Source organism: Kitasatospora sp. CM 4170 (assembly GCF_032110285.1).
In the GTDB taxonomy this organism is placed as follows: Bacteria; Actinomycetota; Actinomycetes; order Streptomycetales; family Streptomycetaceae; genus Kitasatospora; species Kitasatospora aburaviensis.
This window is the reverse complement of the sequence record NZ_CP134877.1, coordinates 8,298,799-8,319,246: the sequence shown is the minus strand read 5'-3', so window position 1 is coordinate 8,319,246 and position 20,448 is coordinate 8,298,799. Positions and strand designations below refer to the sequence as shown.

Here is a 20,448-nt window from a genome sequence, read left to right as displayed (position 1 = left end):
GGCCCGGCGGACGGCGACGGCGGGCTGCGCCGCCGCGGGGAGGCTTCACCGCGGCCACCTGACGGTGCGCTAGCTGTACTGACCACGGAGGTTGGTGACAGGGCTCACGGCGTGGTGATCTTGAAATGAGTGAGGGCCTTCTGGCTCGGTGTGGATTGCGACATCTGCACCTCAGCCAGAAAGGCCCTCATGCCACACCGTAACGCACCGCTGACCGAGACCGGACGCCTGCGCCTGGCCCGCTGCGTGGTCGACGACGGCTGGCCGTTGCGGCGGGCCGCCGAGCGCTTCCAGGTCTCGCCCACCACGGCCAAGCGCTGGGCGGACCGCTACCGGGCGCTGGGCGAGGCCGGTATGAGCGACCTCTCCAGCCGCCCGCACCGCAGCCCCCGGCGGACCCCGTCGCGCACCGAGCGGCGGATCATCAAGGTCCGCGTCCTGCGCCGCTGGGGCCCGGCCCGCATCGCCTACCTGCTGCGGCTCAACCCAGCGACCGTGCACCGCGTGCTGACCCGCTACCGGCTCGCCCGCCTGGCCCACCTGGACCGCGCGACCGCTCGCCCGGTGCGGCGCTACGAACGCGCCGCACCGGGCGAGTTGGTCCACGTCGACATCAAGAAGCTCGGCAACATCCCCGACGGCGGCGGCCACAAGATCCTGGGCCGTGAGGCCGGCCGCAAGACCCGTTCCGGCGCGGGCTACAGCTACCTCCACAACGCCGTGGACGACCACTCCCGCCTGGCCTACAGCGAGATCCTGCCCGACGAGCGCAAGGAGACCGCCACCGCCTTCTGGGCCCGGGCAAGCGAGTTCTTCGCCCGGGCCGGGATCGCCGTCCAGCGCGTGCTGACCGACAACGGCTCCTGCTATCGCTCCCGGACCTGGCGCGATGCCCTCGCGGCCGAAGGCATCACGCACAAGCGAACCCGGCCCTACCGGCCCCAGACCAACGGCAAGGTCGAACGCTTCAACCGCACCCTGCTCGACGAATGGGCCTACGCCAGGCCCTACCGCACCGAACAGGAACGCCGCGACGCCTACCCCGCCTGGCTCCACACCTACAATCACCACCGCGGACACACAGCACTCGCAGGCAAGCCACCCGCCAGCCGCGTCCCCAACCTCACGAGTCAGAACAGCTAGCCCCGCCTGGCGAGCGTGCGCCGGCCCGCCCGGGCACCCGGCTCGGGCGCCTGCCGGACGTCGGACACGGCGCCGTCGGCCCGTCCGGACTCCTCGGCCCGTTCCCGCATGATCCGCTCCAGACGGGCAAGGCAACGGCCCCGGTGCGGGCCGATGGATCCCGGGGGCATCCCAAGGGCGGCGCCGATCTCGTCGTGGGGCATCAGCGGGTCGGCCACCAGCAGACCCAGCAGCGCCTGGCAGCACTCCGGCAGCCGGCTGAAGGCGCGCAGCACCTCGTCGTCCCGCTCGGCGCCCGGTGGGCACTCGCCCGGATCGTCGCCACCGCCGGCGTCCGGTCGGCCGGAGTCCTCCGACTCCCCCGCCGGAAGGCGTCGCCCCGACCGTTCGAGGTGCTTCAGACTCTCCTGGCGGGCCGCGGCCGCGATCCCCTGCACGAGCCGGTCCGGCGACCGGAGCTCGGAGAGGTGCCGGATGACCCTCAGCCAGGCGGCCTGTACGACATCCTCACAATCCGCCACACTGAGCCGATGGCTCCGTGCGATCGCGAAGACCAGCGGCGTGTAGCGGTCCACCAGTTCGTCCCAGGCCGCCTGCTCGCCGGCCAGGCATCCAGCCACAAGTTCACTCGGCGCAGTCGTATGCAACGAATCCCCCGTCATGTCGTCATCAGCCCAGCAAGAGATGACGGTGGTCCTTCGTGCGGCGCTTCCCAGGGCGCCGGACCCCGCCACCGGTCCGAGGGGCGATCCTTCGACCAGTAGCTTCCGCGCAGTACCGTCACTTCGGCTACTGGCGTAAACCATACGTGTCGGCCGACGTCCCCTGTCAACACGACTCGCGCGCCGGCGAGCCGATCTCACGATCCGTCAGCAGGGCTTCGGTCCGGGCGGATCGTGCCGCAGGTCACACCGCGTGCCGCCCCCGTTCCGACCGCTTCGTTATCGGAGTTCATTTCCGTAACATGGGGAAGACTCGACGGTAACCGGACCAACGGCGGAGGTACCTCAATGACCACGGGCCGGGTGGGTATGCCGCCACCAGCACTGACCCGTCGGGAGCGGACCCGGCTCGCCACCATCGCCGAGATGATGGCCGTGGCACGCCGGCTCCTGGCCGAGGACGGCGAGCACGCCGTCACCATCCGCGCCATCGCACGCGAGATGGGCATGACCGCGCCCGCCGTCTACCGGTACTTCGAATCGTACGAGGTCCTGGTCAGGGAGGTCCGCAAGGACATCTTCACCGAGGTCTCGCAGGCGATCCAGTCCGCCGCCGACAGCCGGGCCGACCACTCCGACGCGATCGGCCGACTCCTCGCCGCAAGCCGGGCGCTACGCCACTGGGCGCTCACCCACCGGCACGAGTTCTCCCTCATCCTGGGCACCTCGCCGCTCAGCGCGCGGGCCGCCCACGACGACGAGACGCAGAACGCCGGCTGGTTCCTGGGCTCGATCTTCGCGGCGCTGATGGCCGAACTCTGGCTGCAGAAGCCCTTCCCCACCCCGCCCGACGAGCAGCTCCCGGCCGGTCTGCGCGACCAGTTGGACAGCCTACGGGCCAGCCGCGGGGTGAACCTGCCGGCCGCCGCGATCGCCGCGATGCTCAGCGGCTGGGCCCGGCTGCACGGCCTGATCTGCCTGGACGTGCTCGGCCACCTGACGTTCGCCCTGCCGGACACCGGAAACCTCTTCGAGTACGAGCTCGCCCGGCTGAGCGCCGAGATGGGCTGGGCGGACGGCTACCGCGCGCCCTGAGGCGGGACGGACCGGCGCAGGTCCGGCGGGGCAGGCGGGGGCGTTAGGGCCGTCCGCCCATCGGACCGCGGGCCGAGCCTCTAGGCTGTCGACCGAGAGACCGGACGGATCATCAGATCAACGCCAGCGGGTGGGGCGAGCGGAGGACGCAGTGGGCCACGACAGCATGTGGGAGCCCGGCGACCCCGGCACCCCCGCCGACCTCCGCCCCGACGTCCCGCACCCGGCCCGGATGTACGACTACTACCTCGGCGGGAAGGACCACTTCCCCGCCGACCGCGAAGCCGCCGAGCGGGCCCTGGCCGCGAACCCCGAGTTCCGCTCCACGGCCCGCGCCAACCGGGCCTTCCTGCGCCGTGCCGTCCGGCACGTGGCCGGCCTCGGCCTCGACCAGTACCTCGACATCGGCACCGGCATCCCGACCGCCGGCAACACCCACGAGATCGCCCAGGCCGAGAACCCCCACGCCCGGGTCGTCTACGTCGACAACGACCCGATCGTGCTCTCCCACGCCCGCGCCCTGATGGCCGGGACGGCCCTCGGCCGGACCACCGTGATCCAGGCCGACCTGCGCGACCCGGCCGGCCTCCTCACCGCGGCCGACGCCGAGGGGGTCCTCGACCTCGACCGCCCGGTGGCCCTGGTGCTCGCCGCCGTCCTGCACTTCCTGCGGGACGAGGAGCGGCCCGACAAGGTGGTGCGCGAGCTCCTCGGCGCTCTGGCGCCCGGCAGCCACCTCGTCCTCTCCCACGGCACCGCCGACTTCATCCCCGCGGTGGTCCGCGACCGCGTCACCGGCATCTACGACAAGGCCACCGCCCCGCTGGTCGGCCGCAGCCGGGACGAGGTCCGCTCCTTCCTCGACGGCCTGGAGATCCTCGACCCGGGCGTCGTCACCGCCCCCCTCTGGCGCCCCGACACCACCCCCGACCCGGGCGCCGACCGCGTCAGCATGTACGCCGCCGTGGCCCGCAAGGCCTGACGTCCGTTCAGGGCCGCCGCAGTCCGGCCGTATCGGCACCCTCGGCCGGCACCGCTCCACCCTGGTCGGCCGGAGCCTCGTCGGCTTCGTCCGTGGTGGGGAGCACGAGCGCCGACGGGTGGTGGCGGCCGCCCCCGACGAGCGCGATCGCATCCGCGCCGCCATGCAGCGCGTCGTCAACCAGCTCACCCTGGAGAACCAGCGGCTTCGCGACCGGATCGCCGGCACGGAGCAGAACGTCGTCCCGTCCAGGAAACGCCCACTCCCAACGGCCTGAAGGCGCCGGTCCAGCCGTTTCGCCCTCAGTTCCCGACTACGGACGAAGCGGTCAAGCGCACCACACACCGGACCACTCGACGGCGAACGGCCTGACGTGAATGTCCGGCAGCCCCCGCAGGCAGCGCACGAGCGGCCCGTCGGCGGATGTGGTGCCGTCGGGCCGCTCGGGCTGAAGGTCAGGCAAGGGCGAGGAAGAGCTTCTCCAGCTCGGCCTCGGACATCGGTGGCGCGTCGCCGTCCGCGGTGGCCAGGCACTGGCGCATGCCGCTGGCCACGATCTTGAAGCCGGCCCGGTCGAGGGCACGGGAGACGGCGGCGAGCTGGGTGACGACGTCCTTGCAGTCGCGGCCGGCTTCGATCATGGCGATGACGCCGGCGAGCTGGCCCTGGGCGCGGCGCAGCCGGTTGAGGACCGCGCTCGTCGCTTCTTCTTCCACCTTCACCGGTTTCCTCCTGGCTCGTGCCTACCGCTTCCTTTCAGGATACCCCAGCGGGTATCTGTGGGAGTCAGTGGCGGACAGCGGGTTCCGGGGTGGGCGCCACCGCCCCTGCCGCGGACGGGTTCCCGGTGCGGCGGACGCGCCTGCGCCGGATCAGCACCCAGGCCGCGATCGCGGGGACGACGGTCAGGACGGCCGGGCCGATCTGGCGGCCGAGGACGAACAGGGCCATGGCGATGACGAACCAGCCGAAGCCGGTGCGCAGGGTGTGCTGGGGGATGCGTCCGGCGTAGCGGCCGCCGATGAGGCTGCCGAGGACGGCGGCTGCGGTGACGGCGAGGGCCAGGTTCCAGTCGAGGTGGGCGCCGGAGATGTGTCCGGCCAGTCCGGCGAAGGAGTTCATGGCGATGACCAGGAGCGAGGTGCCGATGGCGATGCCCATCGGCAGGCCGGCGAGCAGCGCCAGGGCGGGGACGATGAGGAAGCCGCCGCCGGCGCCGAGGATGCCGGTGACCGCGCCCACGACGAGGCCCTGCAGGAGCAGGCGGTGGAGCGGGGGCTCGCTCTGCGCCTGCTGGGTGGTCTTGCGGGGGCCGCGAAGCATCGCGGCCGCCGTGGCGAGCATCATGAGGGCGAACGCGATCAGCAGCACGGTGTCGGGGATGTGTGCGGCGGCTCGTCCGCCGGCGTAGGCGCCGGCCATGCCCGCCAGGCCGAACAGCGTCCCGGTGCGCCAGCGCACCCGGCCCGCGCGGGCGTGGGAGATCAGGCCGGCGATGCTGGTGACGCCGACGACGAACAGGGATGTGGTGATGGCCTGCTTGGTGTCCTGGCCGGCCAGGTAGACCAGGATCGGGACGGTGAGCATGGATCCGCCGCCGCCCAGGATCCCGAGGAGGACTCCGATCAGCAGCGAGGCCGCTATGGCGAGAGTGCTCACGGCCGGCTCTTCAGCGCGGCGATCACCGTGTTGATGTCGGTGCGCGGGCCGCGGTTGTAGGGGAGCCTGGCGAGCATCATGCCCATCGCACAGGTGTTGGTGACCGCGGCGAAGGTGAGGCCGGCTCCGACGGCGGTGCCGATCAGGGGCAGGCCCGGGATCGCGAGCCCGGCCAGGCCGGAGACGAGCACGATCGAACCGGCGATCAGCCTCACCTGGCGTTCCAGTTCCCAGCGCGCCGCCCCGCGGGTCACCGGGCCGCCGGCCGCCTCCCAGGCGACCATGCCGCCCTCGAGGACGCGCAGGCCGGGCAGCCCGGCATCGGCGAGCGCCTGCTCGGCCTGGGCGGCGCGGGCGCCGGAGCGGCAGATCAGGACGGTGTCCTCGTCGAGGTGGCGGAGCAGTTCGGCACGGTGCTCGCGCAGCGTGTCCAGGGGCACGTTGTAGGCGCCGGGGATGTGGACGGTGTGGAACTCGCCGGGGGTGCGCACGTCCAGCAGGCGCGGGCCGCGGCCGTCCTTGGTGAGGCCCCTCAGGACGGCGGTGTCGATTGCGGTGGGGGTGGGGGTGGGGGTGGGGGTGGGGGTGGGGGTGGTCATGTCGTCTCCGGTGTTGGTTCGGCCGGTCCGGATGGAATACCGGTGGGGGTATGTTTCGGGGTGTGGCAGGGCCCGGGTGTCCGGCGGGGCGATGGGGGGGTGGTCTCCCGTCGGACACCCGTGGGGCGAGGTGCCGGGTCCGGCGCGGAGGGCTGATGGCGGTCGGCCTCCGCGCCTGGTCCCGGTGTCTTGAGAGGGCGGTCAGGCGGTGGCGGGTTCGGCGAGCAGTGCCCAGGCGCCGTAGCCGCCGAGGATGTCGGAGACGTCCTCGAAGCCGTGGTGGCGCAGCAGGCTGGCGGCGATGGAGGAGCGGTGTCCGCCGGCGCAGTGCAGGACCAGGGGGCGGTCGGTGGGGATCTCGTCCAGGCGGTGGGGCAGTTCGCCCAGCGCGACGTGAAGCGAGCCGTCGATGTGGCCGCCGGCTCGTTCGGAGCAGTTGCGGACGTCCAGGACGAGTGGGGGCTGGTCACCGGCGAGGGCGGTGCGCAGTTGGTCGGCGGTCAGGCGGCTGGCCGGGGTGACCTGGTCGGGCATGGCGGCGAGGGCGTCGTCGGGGCCAAGCAGGTAGCCGGCCGTGCGGTCGAAGCCGATGCGGGCGAGGCGGGTGGTGATCTCCTCCTCGCGGTTCTGGGGTGCGATGACCAGGATGCGGCTGTCGGGGGTCAGGACGGTGCCGGCCTGCTCGGCGAAGCGGCCGTCGGCGGGGACGTTGATCGCGCCGCGCACGTGGCCGGTGCCGAACTCCTGCGGACTGCGGGCATCCACCACCACCGCTCCGGTGGCGTGCTCGGCGCGGAACTCCTCCGGCGACAGCGGCCGGGGCGCGGCGGCGGGGTCGAACAGGTCACGCTGCTGGCGGTTGAGGGTGGCGTCATAGGCGAAGTAGCCGGGTGCGGCGGACTGTCCGGCGGTGACGATGGCGACGAAGTCGTCCTCGCTCATCGGCCGGCAGGCGTAGTTGGTGGCGCGCTGGGCGCCGATGGTGGACTGCTTCTCGGTGGAGAGGTTCTTGCCGCAGGCCGAGCCCGCGCCGTGGGCGGGGAAGACCCGCACCTCGTCGGGCAGGCCCATCAGCTTGTGCTGCACGCTGCGGTGGAGCATCCGGCCGAGTTCCTCGGCGGTGACGCCCACCGAGGCGAGCAGGTCGGGGCGGCCGACATCGCCGATGAACAGCGCGTCTCCGGTCAGCACGCCGTAGGGGACCTCGTCGGCGGCGCGCTCGAAGACCAGGACGCTGATCGACTCCGGGGTGTGACCGGGGGTCTCCATGATCTGCAGGGTCACCTCACCGAGGCTGATCCGCTCGCCTTCGGCGAGGTGGCGGATCGGGTACTCGGTCTCGGCCCGCTGCCCGTAGCCGATCCAGGCGCCGGTGCGGGCGGCCATCTCCAGGTGACCGGCGACGAAGTCGGCGTGGAAGTGGGTGTTGATGACCGCCTCGACGGTGAAGCCCCGTGCCTGGGCGTCGGCCAGGTACTCCGAGATGTCCCGGCGCGGGTCGACGACCACCGCCCGCCCGGTGGACTCGTCGGCGATCATGTACGACGCCTGGGAGAGGCAGTCGAGGTAGTACTGGGCGAAGAACACGGGGAACAACCTCCTGATCAAGGACCTGCACAGGGCCGGAAATACCCATGGGGGTATATAGACGGGCAGGGCGAGGCCGTGGCCGGTCGGCGACGGGCCGCGACCTCGGGCACGGGAGAGCGAAAGAGAGGTGCGCCATGCGGCGCGGGGCCGCGTCAGCGCGGATGCGGGCCAGCGAGGAGGCCGCCATCGGTCCAGGTGGAGGCGAAGGCGTCGAAATCGATCTCACGGGTCACGCCAGTCCTTCATATACCCCCCGGGGCATCTTGACTTCGAACGTAACTCCACTGCGGCGCCCCTGTCAAATACCCACCGGGGTATCCAGGCGAAGGCGTGATGGCGCACTTCCGTCCGGCGACATCAAGAAGGCAAGGGCCGGGTTCGCCGACTGATCAAAGTCGGCGAACCCTGCCCCTCGGCGCGGGACCCTCGGGCAGTGCCCCGGCCTCGCGCAACTACCTTCACGTCGCCCAGGCCCTGGCGAAGCCGGGTGGCAACCGGAGCTCCCAGGCCGTCTTCGACCGCCTCCTCGACCGCGCGATCAGCGGGATCGCCCCGGGAGCGTGACCGCCCAGCCGATCGTCGGCACGTCCGGTGGAGCCGGGCGCCCGGCGACCGGAGGGTCAGGGCCGGCCCGGTCGGTGGACGGCGAGGAGCGGCGGGTCGATCGGCCAGGGCAGCGGGGCGGCGGCGACCGCAGCGGCGGCGAGGCGGAGCGCGCCGAGGAGGGGCGGGCCGTCCGGCCGGTGCGGGCGCGCGGAGGGAAGGCGGTCGGCCAGCGCCGCCTCGGCGGCCGACCGGAGGCGCGGGAGGTTGAACAAGCCCCCGGCCAGGGCGAGTCGGGGCTCCGCCAGGCCGGCCGCGGTCGCCGCGGCCGCCGCCGCGGCCGCGATCTCCTCCCCCGCCCGCCGCAGGATCACCCCGGCGACCGGGCAGCCGGCGTCGGCCGCCCCGGCCACGTCCGGCGCGAAGGCCGCGAGCAGTGCGGCCCGGTCGGGGCGCGGCTGGAGCGCGGCCGGCAGGCCGGTCACCGGGCCGTAGCGGTGCTCGGCCCGTTCGAGCAGTGCGGGCGATCCGCCGCTCCGGCCGTCGTACGCGCGCAGCGCCGCTTCGAGGCCCGCCCGGCCGATCCAGCCGCCGCTGCCGCAGTCGCCCAGCAACTGGCCCCAGCCGTCGGCCCGTTGCCAGCCGGTGCCCGGGCGGTGGCCGATCGCGACCAGCCCGGTGCCGGCCGCCACGGTCACGCCCGCCCGGGCGCCGAGGGCCCCCACGTAGGCGGCGACGGCGTCCCCGGCCAGGACCAGCCGGTCCGCCCCGGTGGCCCGGGCCAGCGGGCCGGGAAGCCGGGCGGCCAGGTCGCGGCCGAGCAGCGCCATCCCGGTGGCGCCGACGGCGACCGCACCGATGTGCGCATGGTGCGGCAACTCGGCGGTCAGTGCTTCGAGTTCGGGTATCAGCCGGACGAGCAGCGCGTCGGCGTCGTGGCCGGTGGCCGCGATCCGCGCGGCGACCGGGAGGTCGCGGGTCCGCACGCCGACGAGGTCGTCCGACCGGTCGGCCGGGGCGAGGGCGAGCCGGGCGCCGGTGCCGCCGACGTCGATGCCGACCACCCAAACGTCGGCGGCCGGGGCCGGGCCCGGCGCGCCGCGGTCGCCCGTGTGCATGCTCGTCTTCCCCGTCATCCGCCCGCCCGGTCCGTCCGGTCCACCTGCGCCACCACCGGCCCCCTCCCCCGCCGGCCGGCCGGCGAACCGGCCTGACGGCAGGAGCCGGACCGGACCCGCGCCGCGGCACCGGGCCCGGCTCCCGGGCCCCACCCGCTCGCCGGCCCGACCGGCTCCCGGCCCCGGCTCAGCCCGCCCCGCCCTTAGGCCTGTCCTCGTCCACGATCTCCGCGTCCACGACCTCCTCCTCCCCCGCGCCGGCCGGTCCGCCACCCTCGGCCCCGGCGGCCTGCGCACCGGACGCCTGGCCACCGGAGGACTGGGCGTACAGCGCGGCGCCGATCTTCTGCGCCACCACCGCCGCCCGGTCCGTCGCGGCCCGGACGGCCGCGGTGTCCTCACCCTTCAGCGTCTCCCGCAGCTCCGAAAGGGCCTCCTCCACCTCGGACTTGACGTCCTCGGGCACCTTGTCGGGGTTGTCGGCGAGGACCTTCTCGGTCGAGTAGACGAGCTGCTCGGCCTGGTTCCGCGTCTCCGCCGCCTCCTTGCGCAGCCGGTCCTCCTCCGCGTGCTGCTCCGCCTCGCGCATCATCCGCGCGATGTCGTCCTTCGGCAGCGCCGAGCCGCCGGTGACGGTCATCTTCTGCTCCCTCCCCGTCCCGAGGTCCTTGGCGCCGACGTGCATGATGCCGTTGGCGTCGATGTCGAAGGTGACCTCGATCTGGGGCAGGCCGCGGGGGGCCGGCGGCAGGCCGGTCAGCTCGAACATGCCGAGCCGCTTGTTGTACGCGGCGATCTCCCGCTCGCCCTGGTAGACCTGGATCTGCACGGACGGCTGGTTGTCCTCGGCCGTGGTGAAGATCTCGGAGCGCTTGGTCGGGATCGTGGTGTTGCGCTCGATCAGCCTGGTCATGATGCCGCCCTTGGTCTCGATGCCGAGGGACAGCGGGGTGACGTCGAGCAGCAGGACGTCCTTGACCTCGCCCTTCAGCACGCCGGCCTGCAGCGAGGCGCCGACGGCGACCACCTCGTCCGGGTTGACGCCCTTGTGCGGGTCCTTCCCGGTGAGCGACTTGACCAGCTCCGTGACCGCCGGCATCCGGGTGGAGCCGCCGACCAGGATCACGTGGTCGATGTCCGAGACCTGGATCCCCGCGTCCTCCACGGCCTGGTGGAAGGGTCCGCGGCAGCGCTCCAGCAGGTCGGAGGTGAGCTGTTCGAACTGCGCCCGGGTGAGCTTCTCCTCCAGGTGCAGCGGCCCCTCGGCGGAGGCGCTCACATAGGGCAGGTTGATCGTCGTCTCGGTGGCCGAGGAGAGCTCGATCTTGGCCTTCTCGGCTGCCTCGCGCAGCCTCTGCGCGGCCATCCGGTCCTTGGCCAGGTCGATCCCGTAGCCGTTCTTGAACTGCCGCACCAGGTGGTCGACGACCTTCTGGTCCCAGTCGTCGCCGCCGAGGTGGGTGTCGCCGTTGGTGGACTTCACCTCGACGACGCCCTCGCCGATCTCCAGCAGCGAGACGTCGAAGGTGCCGCCGCCGAGGTCGAAGACCAGGATCGTCTGGTCGTTCCCCTTGTCCAGGCCGTAGGCCAGGGCGGCGGCGGTCGGCTCGTTGACGATGCGCAGCACCCGCAGGCCGGCGATCTCGCCGGCCTCCTTGGTCGCGGTGCGCTGGGAGTCGTTGAAGTACGCGGGGACGGTGACCACGGCGTCGGTCACGTCCTCGCCGAGGTAAGACTCGGCGTCCCGCTTCAGCTTCTGCAGCACCCGGGCGGAGATCTCCTGCGCGGTGTACCGCTTCCCGTCGACGTCCCCGGTCTCGGGGAAGCGCCACTGCGCGTCGCCGACGTGCCGCTTCACCGACCGGGCCGTACGGTCGACATTGGTCACCGCCTGGCGCTTGGCCACCTCGCCGACCAGCACCTCGCCGCCCTTGGCGAACGCGACCACCGACGGCGTGGTGCGGGCACCCTCCGCGTTCGGCACGACGGCGGGCTCGCCGCCCTCCAGCACGCAGACGACGGAGTTGGTGGTGCCCAGGTCGATCCCGACTGAGCGAGCCATCGCGGTCCTCCCTCCTGAGCGACCCGGCCGGGGCCGGACCGCACGCCCGCACCCGGACCGCACGCCCGTACCGGATCGCGAGGACGCACCGGACGGCGCGGACTCACCGGACGGCGCGGACGCAGGGACCGCGCGGGCGTACCGCCGGGCGGCGGGGGCCTTGCAGCCACTCCTGGCGGCCGCTCATGAAAGTTGAGCGAATTCGTATCAATTCAATTGTCACTCGGCGCTGCCGGGGGCGCCGCCCGGGGCGGGCGCCGGCGACCCCGGCGACCGGGCCGCCGCGCTCCGGCCGCACCCGCGACCCGCCCGGTCGGCCGGGCCCGCGAACCGGCTCCGACCTGCGACGCGCGGCCGCGGGATCACCCGAGCGGGCGGCGACGACGGGCCGCGGCCGGGCGGGCGAAGTAGCGTGATGTGCCTGGCCCGACCGATTCTTCCCGGTCTGCCCGGATTCGATCGTTCTGTCCGAAGCTGTCTTCACCCCGCTGCCGGAGGAGGCCCGATGGGCGTGCCAGCCGCTCGCATCGTGTTCGACGAGATCGACCGTTCGGCCGTCGCGGACGCGGTGACCGAGATCCTCGCCACCGGCGCGCTGACGCTCGGCCCGTGGACCGAGCGGTTCGAGCAGGCCTTCGCGGCCGAGCACGGCGCCCCGCACGCGGTCGCCGTCGCCAGCGGGACGGCCGCGCTGGAGATCGCGCTGCGGACCGTCGACGTCCGCGACCGCGACGTGGTCGTCCCGGCCGTCACCTTCTACGCGACCGCCGCCGCCGTCGTGCACGCGGGCGGCCGCCCGGTCATCGCCGACGTGGACCCGCGGACCCTGGCGCTGAGCCCCGCCACCCTGGAGGCGGCGCTCACCCCGGACACCGCGGCCGTCGTCCTGGTGCACATCGGCGGGCTGGTCACCCCCGCGGTGGACGCCCTGCGCGCGATCTGCGACCGCCGGGGCGTCCCGCTGGTCGAGGACGCCGCCCACGCCCACGGCAGCAGCTACGACGGGCGCGCCGCCGGCACCTTCGGCCTGGCCGGCGCCTTCTCGTTCTACCCGACCAAGGTCACCACCAGCGGCGAGGGCGGCATGGTCCTCACCGACTCCCCCGAGCTGCGCGACGAGGCCCGGATCTACCGCGACCAGGGCAAGGGCTCGTTCACCACCAACCACCACGTCCGGCTCGGCGCCTCCTGGCGGATGAGCGAGCTGAACGCCGCCGTCGGCACGGTGCACCTGCGCCGGCTCAAGGAGTTCGTGGAGACCAGGCGGCGGGTCGCCCAGCGCTACGACGCGGCGCTCGCGGGCCTCGACGGCCTGCAGCCGATCACCGAGCCGGCCGGCTCCCGCAGCAACTACTACAAGTACGTGGCGCTGCTGCCGGCCGGCGTCGACCGCGCGGCGTTCAAGCGGGCCGTGGCCGAGGACTTCGGCGTCCGCCTCTCCGGCGAGGTGTACGACCTGCCGCTGCACCTGCAGCCGGTGCTCGCCCCCTACCGGCGGGGCCCGCTCCCGGTCGCCGAGGACCTCTGCTCCCGCCAGATCTGCCTGCCGGTGCACTCCGACATGACCGAGGACGAGACCGACCAGGTGATCGAGGCGGTCACCGCCGTCCACCGGCGGCTCGCGGGGTGACGCCCGCGCGGAGTGATGCCGAAGCCGCCCCGACGGGCGGCCCGAGAGAGTCCGTCCCAGAGACCCGTCCGAGCCGTCCGCCGAAGCGGACGAGCCCCCGGCGGGCCGGAGAAGGAGAGAGATCGTGCGCATAGCCGTCACCGGCGGGTGCGGATTCATCGGCTCGCATGTCGTGGACCGGCTGCTCGCCGCCGGACACGAGGTGCTCGCGGTGGACACCACCGACCAGTACCTCAACCCCGCCGCCGAACACGCCCGCATCGACGTCCTCGACCTGCCCGCCCTCACCTCCGCCCTGGACGGCAGTGAGGTGGTGTTCCACCTCGCCGCGATGGCCGACGTCGAGCGCGTCGCCGCCGACCCGGTGCGGGCGGTGCGGACCAACATCGACGGCACCGAGGCCGTCCTGGAGGCGGCCCGGCGCAGCGGCCTCAGCCGCACCGTGCTGGCGAGCACCGTCTGGGTCTACGGCGCCGCCCTCGCCGAGAACGAACTCGACGGCGGGGAACAGGAGTTGGACGAGCACGTGCCGATCGAGCTGGAGCACAGCGGCCACCTCTACGTCGCCACCAAGCTCGCCGCCGAGATGCTGGTGCACAGCTACCGCGAGCTGTACGGACAGCACTTCACCATCCTGCGCTACGGCATCCCGTACGGTCCGCGGATGCGGGACGAGCTGGTGGTGGCCCGGTTCGTGCAGGCCGCACTCGCCGGCCGCCCGATCACCATCGCGGGCGACGGCCGGCAGAGCCGCAACTTCGTCTACGTCGAGGACCTCGCCGACGCCCACGTCCGCGCCCTCTCCCCCGCTGCCGAGGACCAGACCTTCGCGCTGGAGGGCTCGACCGCGATCTCGGTGCGGGAGATCGCCGACACCGTCGACCGGCTGCTCGGGCCGGTGAGCATCGAGCACATCGAGGCCCGCGCCGCCGACTACGCCGGGCGGCGGATCTCGGCCGCCCAGGCGAAGCGGCTGCTGGGGTGGTCGCCGCGGACCAACTTCGCGGACGGCGTGCGGCGGTACGCCGACTGGTACCGGGAGGCGGCGGTCGCCACGGCCCGCCCCAGGACCGGCCGCCAGTCCGGCGCCTGAGGCTGGGGGCCCGGTGCCGCACGCGCTGCTGGTCTCCGGTTCGCTGGGCCAGGGCCACGACGTGATGGCCCGGGCCTGCGCCGACTCGCTGGAGGCCCGCGGCTGGACCACCGCCACCGTCGACGCGATGGCCCTGCTCGGCGAGCGCGCGGGCGCCGCCGGTGAGGCGGTCTTCCGCCGGCTGCTCGACCTGCCCGGGGTCTACGACGCCTTCCACTTCTCGGCGCTGCGTCCCGGTGCACGGATCGCCCTGGCCGCCGACGCGGCCGCCCGGCGGCGGCTCGTCCCGGCCCTGCGCGCGCTGGTGGACGAGCAGCGGCCGGCGCTGGTGGTGTCCGTGTTCGCCACCGCCACCTCGGCGGTGAACCAGCTGCTCGCCGCGGAGTACGGATGGGGCCGCGGACGGGGGCACGGCCGGGGTCGCGGGCGGGGGCACGGCCGGGGGCTCAGGCCCGGGCCCGAGCCCCCGGCCTTCCGGCACCTGGTGCTCTGCACGGACGTCACGCCGCACCGCCTCTGGGTCCAGCCGGGCACCGACCTCTTCCTGGTGACCTCGGAGGTCGCCGCCTGCGCCGTCCGCCGCTACCGCCCGGACGCGGCGGTCGCCGTACTGCCGGCCCCGCTGCGCGAGCCGTTCTACCACCCGCCCGGGCGGGCCGAGGCGCGGGCCGGACTCGGCGTGCCGCCGACCGCCCGGTGCGTACTGCTGATGTCCGGTTCCTGGGGCCTGGGCCCGCTGGCCCGCACGGCGGCACAGCTCTCCGACGCCGGGCCGCACGTGCTCGCCGTGGCCGGCCGCAACCACGAACTGGAGCGCCGCCTGCGCCGCGCCGCCCGCCACCGGCCCAACCTGCACCCCTTCGGCCACACCGACCGGATCCCCGCCCTGATGGCCGCCGCCGACCTGGTGGTGACCAGCTCCGGCGACACCTGCAGCGAGGCCCGCGCCCTGGGCCGCCGCCTGCTGCTGCTGGACGTCGTCCAGGGCCACGGCCGCGACAACCTCCAGCACGAGCTGGAACTCGGCCACGCGGACGTGGCCTCCGCCCGCCCCGCCGAGGTGGTCCGCAACGCCCTCGCCGCCCTGACCCGCCCCGCCCCGCCCCCGTCCCCCGGCGCCACCCCCACCGCCTGGCGCACCGGCTTCACCGCAGCCCTGCGGCGGGTCGGGCTGGAGCAGCCGCAGTAGTAAACGACCGTTCAATCAGCAGACGTCCGGTTCACGTGGGAGCCGCCCCGCGACGGGCGAAGTCAAGGAAGTCGGCGCCCTTCACATGCATGTCGAGTTGGGTCGGGCTCGGCAGTGCGGCCCTGACGAACTGCTGGCCGGGACGGATCCGGCTCATCTCCATGATCGCCATCATCGAACGGACCCCGTGGTGATACGAGGGGATGGTCAGGAATGCGTCCAGGACTCCCAACTGGACGTCGAACACATAGTGGGCCCCCTTGTCCGGACAGCTGGGCTCGGCGCAGCGAACCGTCGGGATCCCCTTCCGTTGGAAGAGGTCGTTGAGTACGACCGCGCGCTGCAACATGAAGTCTGACTCATTGTCCTGTTTGTCGATGCTGGCTATGTCCATGTAGCCGCGAAGCCGGCTGAGGAAGTCCAGAACTTTGGACTCGGGCGGGGACGCCTCGGCCTGCTGCTTGAACTTCGAGAACCGGTCGAACTGGCTACCACCGAACACGAAGATCGAAGCGCCGATCCGGTGCAGGGTTTGCGCCTGTTGGAAGGTTCCGTCCTGGATCGGGGCGAGGAAGTAGCGGAGCCAGCCCAGTTCCTGGTCGTTCAGTGGGGTGTCGAACTCGTCCCAGAAAGCGAGCGGGATCTTTCCGCCCAGGGCGATGTCGCGAACCCGGTGGAGCGCGCTGACGAGCTCACCCGGGGAGTCGAACTGCGACAGGTTGAACTCAATCAGTTCGATGGGCTCATTGACCTCGGGCGGTCCCTTCGGATCGCGCTCGTCCGCCTCCTGGGTCTTAATGATCTGCTTCACAGCGTACGACTTTCCGGACCCGGGGGCTCCGAACGCCGCGATCCCCAGCGGCGGAGCCGTCAGTTTAACCGAGGTTCGATAGTTCGTTATGAGATTCTGAATCGAATGCAGGCCCTCAATTTCCGTGCGGTCGATCGTCACGAGCTTTCCGAAGCGTCCGATGGGGATGTCGTGACCGTAAGCGGAACCATTCAGATTGATGCGGCGGAAGTATTTTGTGCCACCGACCGCAATGTGTCTTGCCAGGCGGTGGATGACGTCCGGCGAGTTGTCCTGCCGACTACTGAGGGAGAGGCCCGAGTCAGATCCCTGGTACAGTCTGACCGCCTTCACAACGGCGTGGCCAGGTTCGGCGGGCGGCTCGAAGACACCACCAAGCTTGAAAGAGACACCATTCTTCTCGACGCACTGGAAGCCTGCGGAATAGAGGCGCTCCATGGCACCTAGCGCCTCTTGCAGTGCTCGCGGGAAGTCTGGCTTGAGTCGATGGCGGAGCATTTCCCGCACGACCGTCGCGCAGAGCGCGCTGCCGTAGCCGAACATAGTCCCATCGCGGTGGCTCTCCCACCATGCCCGCTCCATCCGTTCACGATCGAACGCCAACGTGCAAAGTCGAGCGTCATTGATCCGGTCCAGGTACAGCACCCCGGACGGCCCGAAGGAGATGATGATTCGCCGACAGTCGGCGAGGTCCTTCACGGCCGGGCATCGCTGGATCTCACGCGCCACGTCCTCGATGCACCGCTCCCAGGACAGGTCGTGACTGATTCCCGCGCCAGCATCACGCAGGCAGGACGCACTGGTGAGCACAACCAGCCGATCCGCCAGCCAGTCATCCGGATCCCGCACCCTGGAGATCACATACTCCCAGAGCTTTCCCTCTGAACTGCCGATGGGCTTACTGATCTTGAGGATAACCCATGGACGATCATTCTCAGCCAGGCCAACCTTCGTCGCCTGCTCCAGTTCGCTCCAGTTCGCCTTCTCCTCTCGGAAGTCCATACCCGCATCATCCACTACAACGACGTTGATCAGGCCGTTCGGCGTCGGGGTCGGATCGAGCCGGAATCGCGCCGAGGAAATCTCCGCACCCGGCGCCTCGCTAAACCCCAGGTACTCCTTCACCCGAATCCTTTCGCCATAATGGGCGAGAACCGCAAATGAATGCCGGTAAGGATTCTCGAAAGCCTTCAGGGTCTCTTCCGTCGGAATCTCAGGCGAGAAGACTAATACTTTCGGTACACTGAGCAGCACAGCCGGGGCCCACTGGCTGACCGCCTCCTCAATCATCGACCGCAGGAGGAAGACGCCACCAGTAAGCCATTTCACGGCAACCTGCGTCCTCAGTCGGTCCTCGTATTCATTGCTGCGGTACTTGGACCTCTCCTCAAGGAGCCAATCGATGGTCATGTCACCAATGACCGCCACACGCCATTCGCTGGAAGCCATGCGAACCATCTTCTTACGATATTGACCAATAATTCCATTAGACACCTACTGGCGGCGCATGACGAGGCCTCTGGCGGGGTTCCTCGCACGCCGAGGCACTTACTACCGGAGGGCGTGGTGGCGGAGGGGGCCGAGGGTGAGGGAGCGGGTGCGGCAGTGGGCGGCGATCAGGGGGAGGGCGGCGAGGGTGGCGCGCCAGGAGTCGGGGGCGGAGGTGCAGTCGGAGTCGTGCAGGAGGAGGGTGGCGCCGCCGACGAGGCCGGGGCGGGCGGTGGCGTAGACGGAGTCGCCGGTGGCCTGCTCCGTCCAGTCCTCGCCCCAGGCCGTCCAGAGCACGGTACGCAGGCCGAGGCGGCGTGCGGCGAGGGCCGGACCGGCGGTGAGGACGCCGTAGGGCGGGCGGTACCAGCGCGGGCGGGCGCCGCAGAGGTCGGCGACGGCCTCGGTGGCCCGGCGCAGTTCGCGCAGGTCGCGGGCGGGCGCCGGGTACCACTGCGGCCGGTGGTGCCAGCCGTGGACGGCGGCCTCGTGGCCCCGTTCGGTCAGCTCGCGGCCGAGGTCCGGCGCGCGCTCCAGCATCGCGCCGAGCAGGAAGAAGGTGGCGCGGACACCGAGCCGGTCGAGGGCGTCCAGGATGTACGGGGTGCTGCGCGGGTCGGGCCCGTCGTCGAAGGTGAGCGCGACGTGCCGGGGGTCGGCGCCGTAGCCGGCCAGCGGGCGGGCCACCGTACGGCGCAGCGGCGTCAGACGGACGGCGGCGGGGGCGAGGTGGAGGAACTGGACGCCGGCGGCCGCGAGGGCGGCCCGGCGGGCGGCGCGGGCCCGGTCCATCGGCGGGTGCTCAGCCGAAGCGGGACGCCATGCGCCGGAACACCCCCGGCGCGGCGCCGTGGATCCGGGCCGGGACGCCCAGCCAGTGCGGGACGAACAGCCGGTCCTGCGGGGTGGTGAGGGTCGCGAAGACGGTGTCGGCGACGCGTTCCGCCGTCACCGGGCGCGGGCGTTGCCGCTGGTAGGCGGTGCCGCGGCGGGCGAAGAACGGGGTGTCCACCGCGCCGGGCAGGACCAGCCGGACGCCGACGCCGGTGCCGCGCAGCTCGTACCAGAGGCTCTCGGCGAACATCGCGAGCCCGGCCTTGGTGGCCGCGTAGGCGGCCTCGTCCCGGACGCCGACCTGCCCGGCCATCGAGCCGAGCAGCACGATCCGGCCGCGGCCGCGCTCCAGCATGCCGGGCAGGAGCAGGCGGGTCAGCCGCAGCGGGGCGGCGAGGTTGACCTCCAGCATCCGGTCCAGGGTGTCGGTGGGGGTCTCGGCGTAGGCGCCGCGCCAGCCGAGCCCGGCGCCCGCGATCAGGGCGTCGACCCGGCCGCCGGCGGCGAGGGCAGCTTCGGCGAGGCGCTGCGGCCCGTCGGGCTTGGCGAGGTCCTCGGGCAGCGGGCGGCCGCCGGTGCGGCCGGCGACCTCGTCCAGACGGGTGCGGTCGGTGCCGGAGAGCAGCAGCCGCCAGCCGGCGGTGGCGAGGCGGGCGGCGGTGGCCGCGCCGATTCCGGAGGAGGCGCCGGTGATCAGGGCCACCGGCGGACCGGCCGGGCGGAGTCGCGGTTGTCGGGAGGGTCGGTGGGCTACGTCCGTCATGGCTCCTGCCGCTCTGTGCGCGCCGCGCCGTCCGATTTGTCCGGCAAGTCACCTTCGCATGGCGAGGCCGTTCGGGCTACCGGGCCTGCGGGGTGCCAGGGCGGGCAGCGGTCCGGGGCGGGCCCCGGGCCGGCACGGTCGCGCACGGGGCGCTCGCGCACCGGGCCGACCGACAACGCGGCCGCGGGGGAGGCAGTGGCGGTGGAGGCGGCGGTGGAAGCAGCGGCGGCGGGCGCGCCGGGGGTCGTGGGGCCGACCTCCGCCTCGACCTCGCCGAAGCGGGAGAGCACGAACGTGCCGCCGACCGCCACGGCGAAGCCGGCCACGGCGCACCAGGCGTAGCCCGGGCGCGCCGCGTCGCCCAGGGCGGTCAGCCCGACCAGGGCCGGACCGAAGGTCTCGGCGACCGTCCCCGCGGCGGTCGCCGCCGTGACCGTGCCCCGCTGGAGGGCGAGCGCGTACGCGAGGTAGCCGCCGAGGCCGCCCAGGGCCAGGCCGTAGGCGGCCGGGTCGGTGAAGACGGCGGCCACGCTGTCGACGTCGAGGACGCGGACGGCGAGGCTGGTCACGCCGAAGCCGACGCCCGCGAGCAGGCCCAGGCCGGCCGCCGCGGCGTTACCGTTCCGCCGGGCGAGCACGAGGGTGAGCAGGAGCATCACCACCGTGGTGGCGAGCAGCGCCCAGTGGAACGCCGGGGGCGCGTGGTCGCGGCCCTCCTGGCCGGAGCCGAGCGCGAGCAGCGTCAGACCGACCACCACGGCGGCGATGCCGAGCAGGTCGCTGCGCCGCAGGTGGGCACCGAGCAGCCAGACGGCGGCCATGGCGGTGACCGCGAGGCTGGCGTTGGTCACCGACTGGACCAGGAACAGCGGCAGGGTGCGCAGCGCGACGATACTCAGCGCGAAACCGGCGATGTCGAGGCCCGTGCCGAGCAGGAACTGCCAGGACCGGACGAGGGCGGCGAGCAGCCCCACCCGCACCCGGTCCGCGCGGGGCGCCGACCTGGCGCCGCGGGCCTGGAAGACCGACCCGAAGCCGAAGCACCCGGTCGCGACCAGGGCGGTGGTGAGTCCGAGCAGCATGGCTCTCCCAGCCTCGGAGGCAGGATCCACCACCAGTCTGGTCCCACGCCCCGTGCCCCGCTCCCCGCACCTCGCCCCCGACACCTCGTTCCCGACACCTCACTC

General features: G+C 72.8%; 17 protein-coding genes. 6 read left to right on the top strand and 11 right to left on the bottom strand.

From position 1 onward, the window contains the following. Positions 1 to 189: 189 nt before the first annotated feature. Positions 190 to 1,143, top strand: coding sequence for an IS481 family transposase (locus RMN57_RS34680; protein ID WP_313764710.1), 954 nt, complete (start codon positions 190 to 192; stop codon positions 1,141 to 1,143). On the opposite strand, the gene RMN57_RS34675 is transcribed toward RMN57_RS34680, so the two are convergent. Further along, positions 1,140 to 1,763: a sigma-70 family RNA polymerase sigma factor gene (locus RMN57_RS34675; RefSeq protein ID WP_313767261.1), complete on the bottom strand. Its 624-nt coding sequence runs from the start codon at positions 1,761 to 1,763 to the stop codon at positions 1,140 to 1,142. The genes RMN57_RS34680 and RMN57_RS34675 overlap by 4 nt on opposite strands. Positions 1,764 to 2,153: 390 nt before the next feature. Between RMN57_RS34675 and RMN57_RS34670 the strand changes: the two genes are divergently transcribed. Then, on the top strand, positions 2,154 to 2,900 hold the full coding sequence (locus RMN57_RS34670; protein WP_313767260.1) for a TetR/AcrR family transcriptional regulator: 747 nt from the start codon (positions 2,154 to 2,156) through the stop codon (positions 2,898 to 2,900). A gap of 151 nt (positions 2,901 to 3,051) precedes the next feature. Then, entirely contained in the window at positions 3,052 to 3,882 is an 831-nt protein-coding gene (locus RMN57_RS34665) for an SAM-dependent methyltransferase (protein ID WP_313767259.1), read from the top strand. Positions 3,883 to 4,337: 455 nt separating this feature from the next. On the opposite strand, the gene RMN57_RS34660 is transcribed toward RMN57_RS34665, so the two are convergent. The 6 genes from RMN57_RS34660 to dnaK all read right to left on the bottom strand — a co-directional run bounded on the left by RMN57_RS34660 (position 4,338) and on the right by dnaK (position 11,453). After that, positions 4,338 to 4,604 carry a metal-sensitive transcriptional regulator gene (locus tag RMN57_RS34660; RefSeq protein ID WP_313767258.1) on the bottom strand — a complete coding sequence of 89 codons (267 nt, stop codon included), beginning with the start codon at positions 4,602 to 4,604 and terminating at the stop codon, positions 4,338 to 4,340. 64 nt (positions 4,605 to 4,668) lie between these two features. Beyond that, the gene (locus RMN57_RS34655) at positions 4,669 to 5,541 is read right to left on the bottom strand and encodes a sulfite exporter TauE/SafE family protein (RefSeq protein ID WP_313767257.1); all 873 of its coding nucleotides are present in this window, start codon (positions 5,539 to 5,541) and stop codon (positions 4,669 to 4,671) included. Then, on the bottom strand, positions 5,538 to 6,140 hold the full coding sequence (locus RMN57_RS34650; protein ID WP_313767256.1) for a rhodanese-like domain-containing protein: 603 nt from the start codon (positions 6,138 to 6,140) through the stop codon (positions 5,538 to 5,540). Before RMN57_RS34650 ends, RMN57_RS34655 begins: the two co-directional genes overlap by 4 nt. A 201-nt stretch (positions 6,141 to 6,341) precedes the next feature. Further along, positions 6,342 to 7,727, bottom strand: a complete 1,386-nt coding sequence (locus tag RMN57_RS34645) for a rhodanese-like domain-containing protein (RefSeq protein WP_313767255.1) — start codon at positions 7,725 to 7,727, stop codon at positions 6,342 to 6,344. 623 nt (positions 7,728 to 8,350) lie between these two features. Further along, positions 8,351 to 9,391, bottom strand: a complete 1,041-nt coding sequence (locus tag RMN57_RS34640) for a BadF/BadG/BcrA/BcrD ATPase family protein (protein WP_313767254.1) — start codon at positions 9,389 to 9,391, stop codon at positions 8,351 to 8,353. A gap of 187 nt (positions 9,392 to 9,578) precedes the next feature. Further along, complete coding sequence (gene dnaK / locus RMN57_RS34635; RefSeq protein ID WP_313767253.1) at positions 9,579 to 11,453, bottom strand: molecular chaperone DnaK; 1,875 nt, start codon at positions 11,451 to 11,453, stop codon at positions 9,579 to 9,581. A 505-nt stretch (positions 11,454 to 11,958) separates the two neighbouring features. Here dnaK and RMN57_RS34630 point away from each other — a divergent pair. The 3 genes from RMN57_RS34630 (at position 11,959) to RMN57_RS34620 (ending at position 15,365) form a co-directional block, all read left to right on the top strand. Further along, on the top strand, positions 11,959 to 13,083 hold the full coding sequence (locus tag RMN57_RS34630; RefSeq protein WP_313767252.1) for a DegT/DnrJ/EryC1/StrS family aminotransferase: 1,125 nt from the start codon (positions 11,959 to 11,961) through the stop codon (positions 13,081 to 13,083). A 124-nt stretch (positions 13,084 to 13,207) separates the two neighbouring features. Beyond that, entirely contained in the window at positions 13,208 to 14,176 is a 969-nt protein-coding gene (locus RMN57_RS34625) for an NAD-dependent epimerase/dehydratase family protein (protein WP_313767251.1), read from the top strand. A gap of 13 nt (positions 14,177 to 14,189) precedes the next feature. Then, positions 14,190 to 15,365, top strand: coding sequence for a hypothetical protein (locus RMN57_RS34620; protein ID WP_313767250.1), 1,176 nt, complete (start codon positions 14,190 to 14,192; stop codon positions 15,363 to 15,365). A 31-nt stretch (positions 15,366 to 15,396) separates the two neighbouring features. Here RMN57_RS34620 and RMN57_RS34615 read toward each other — a convergent pair whose 3' ends face one another. The 4 genes from RMN57_RS34615 to RMN57_RS34600 form a co-directional block, all read right to left on the bottom strand. Continuing rightward, positions 15,397 to 17,625 (bottom strand): hypothetical protein, encoded by a 2,229-nt coding sequence (locus RMN57_RS34615; protein WP_313767249.1) that lies wholly within the window; start codon positions 17,623 to 17,625, stop codon positions 15,397 to 15,399. 102 nt (positions 17,626 to 17,727) lie between these two features. Continuing rightward, complete coding sequence (locus RMN57_RS34610; RefSeq protein ID WP_313767248.1) at positions 17,728 to 18,456, bottom strand: polysaccharide deacetylase family protein; 729 nt, start codon at positions 18,454 to 18,456, stop codon at positions 17,728 to 17,730. 10 nt (positions 18,457 to 18,466) lie between these two features. Beyond that, positions 18,467 to 19,261, bottom strand: a complete 795-nt coding sequence (locus tag RMN57_RS34605) for an SDR family NAD(P)-dependent oxidoreductase (RefSeq protein ID WP_380235951.1) — start codon at positions 19,259 to 19,261, stop codon at positions 18,467 to 18,469. After that, complete coding sequence (locus RMN57_RS34600; RefSeq protein ID WP_313767246.1) at positions 19,258 to 20,343, bottom strand: hypothetical protein; 1,086 nt, start codon at positions 20,341 to 20,343, stop codon at positions 19,258 to 19,260. The genes RMN57_RS34605 and RMN57_RS34600 overlap by 4 nt, the downstream gene beginning before the upstream one ends. Positions 20,344 to 20,448: the final 105 nt, after the last annotated feature.

What these genes read in the sequence shown, in the direction of transcription:
- RMN57_RS34605 (WP_380235951.1), bottom strand. Translation starts at nt 19,261, where the DNA reads ATGACGGACGTAGCCCACCGACCCTCCCGACAACCGCGACTCCGCCCG.
- RMN57_RS34650 (WP_313767256.1), bottom strand. Translation starts at nt 6,140, where the DNA reads ATGACCACCCCCACCCCCACCCCCACCCCCACCCCCACCCCCACCGCA.
- RMN57_RS34615 (WP_313767249.1), bottom strand. Translation starts at nt 17,625, where the DNA reads ATGGCTTCCAGCGAATGGCGTGTGGCGGTCATTGGTGACATGACCATC.
- RMN57_RS34600 (WP_313767246.1), bottom strand. Translation starts at nt 20,343, where the DNA reads ATGCTGCTCGGACTCACCACCGCCCTGGTCGCGACCGGGTGCTTCGGC.
- dnaK (WP_313767253.1), bottom strand. Translation starts at nt 11,453, where the DNA reads ATGGCTCGCTCAGTCGGGATCGACCTGGGCACCACCAACTCCGTCGTC.
- RMN57_RS34610 (WP_313767248.1), bottom strand. Translation starts at nt 18,456, where the DNA reads ATGGACCGGGCCCGCGCCGCCCGCCGGGCCGCCCTCGCGGCCGCCGGC.
- RMN57_RS34630 (WP_313767252.1), top strand. Translation starts at nt 11,959, where the DNA reads ATGGGCGTGCCAGCCGCTCGCATCGTGTTCGACGAGATCGACCGTTCG.
- RMN57_RS34680 (WP_313764710.1), top strand. Translation starts at nt 190, where the DNA reads ATGCCACACCGTAACGCACCGCTGACCGAGACCGGACGCCTGCGCCTG.
- RMN57_RS34640 (WP_313767254.1), bottom strand. Translation starts at nt 9,391, where the DNA reads ATGCACACGGGCGACCGCGGCGCGCCGGGCCCGGCCCCGGCCGCCGAC.
- RMN57_RS34670 (WP_313767260.1), top strand. Translation starts at nt 2,154, where the DNA reads ATGACCACGGGCCGGGTGGGTATGCCGCCACCAGCACTGACCCGTCGG.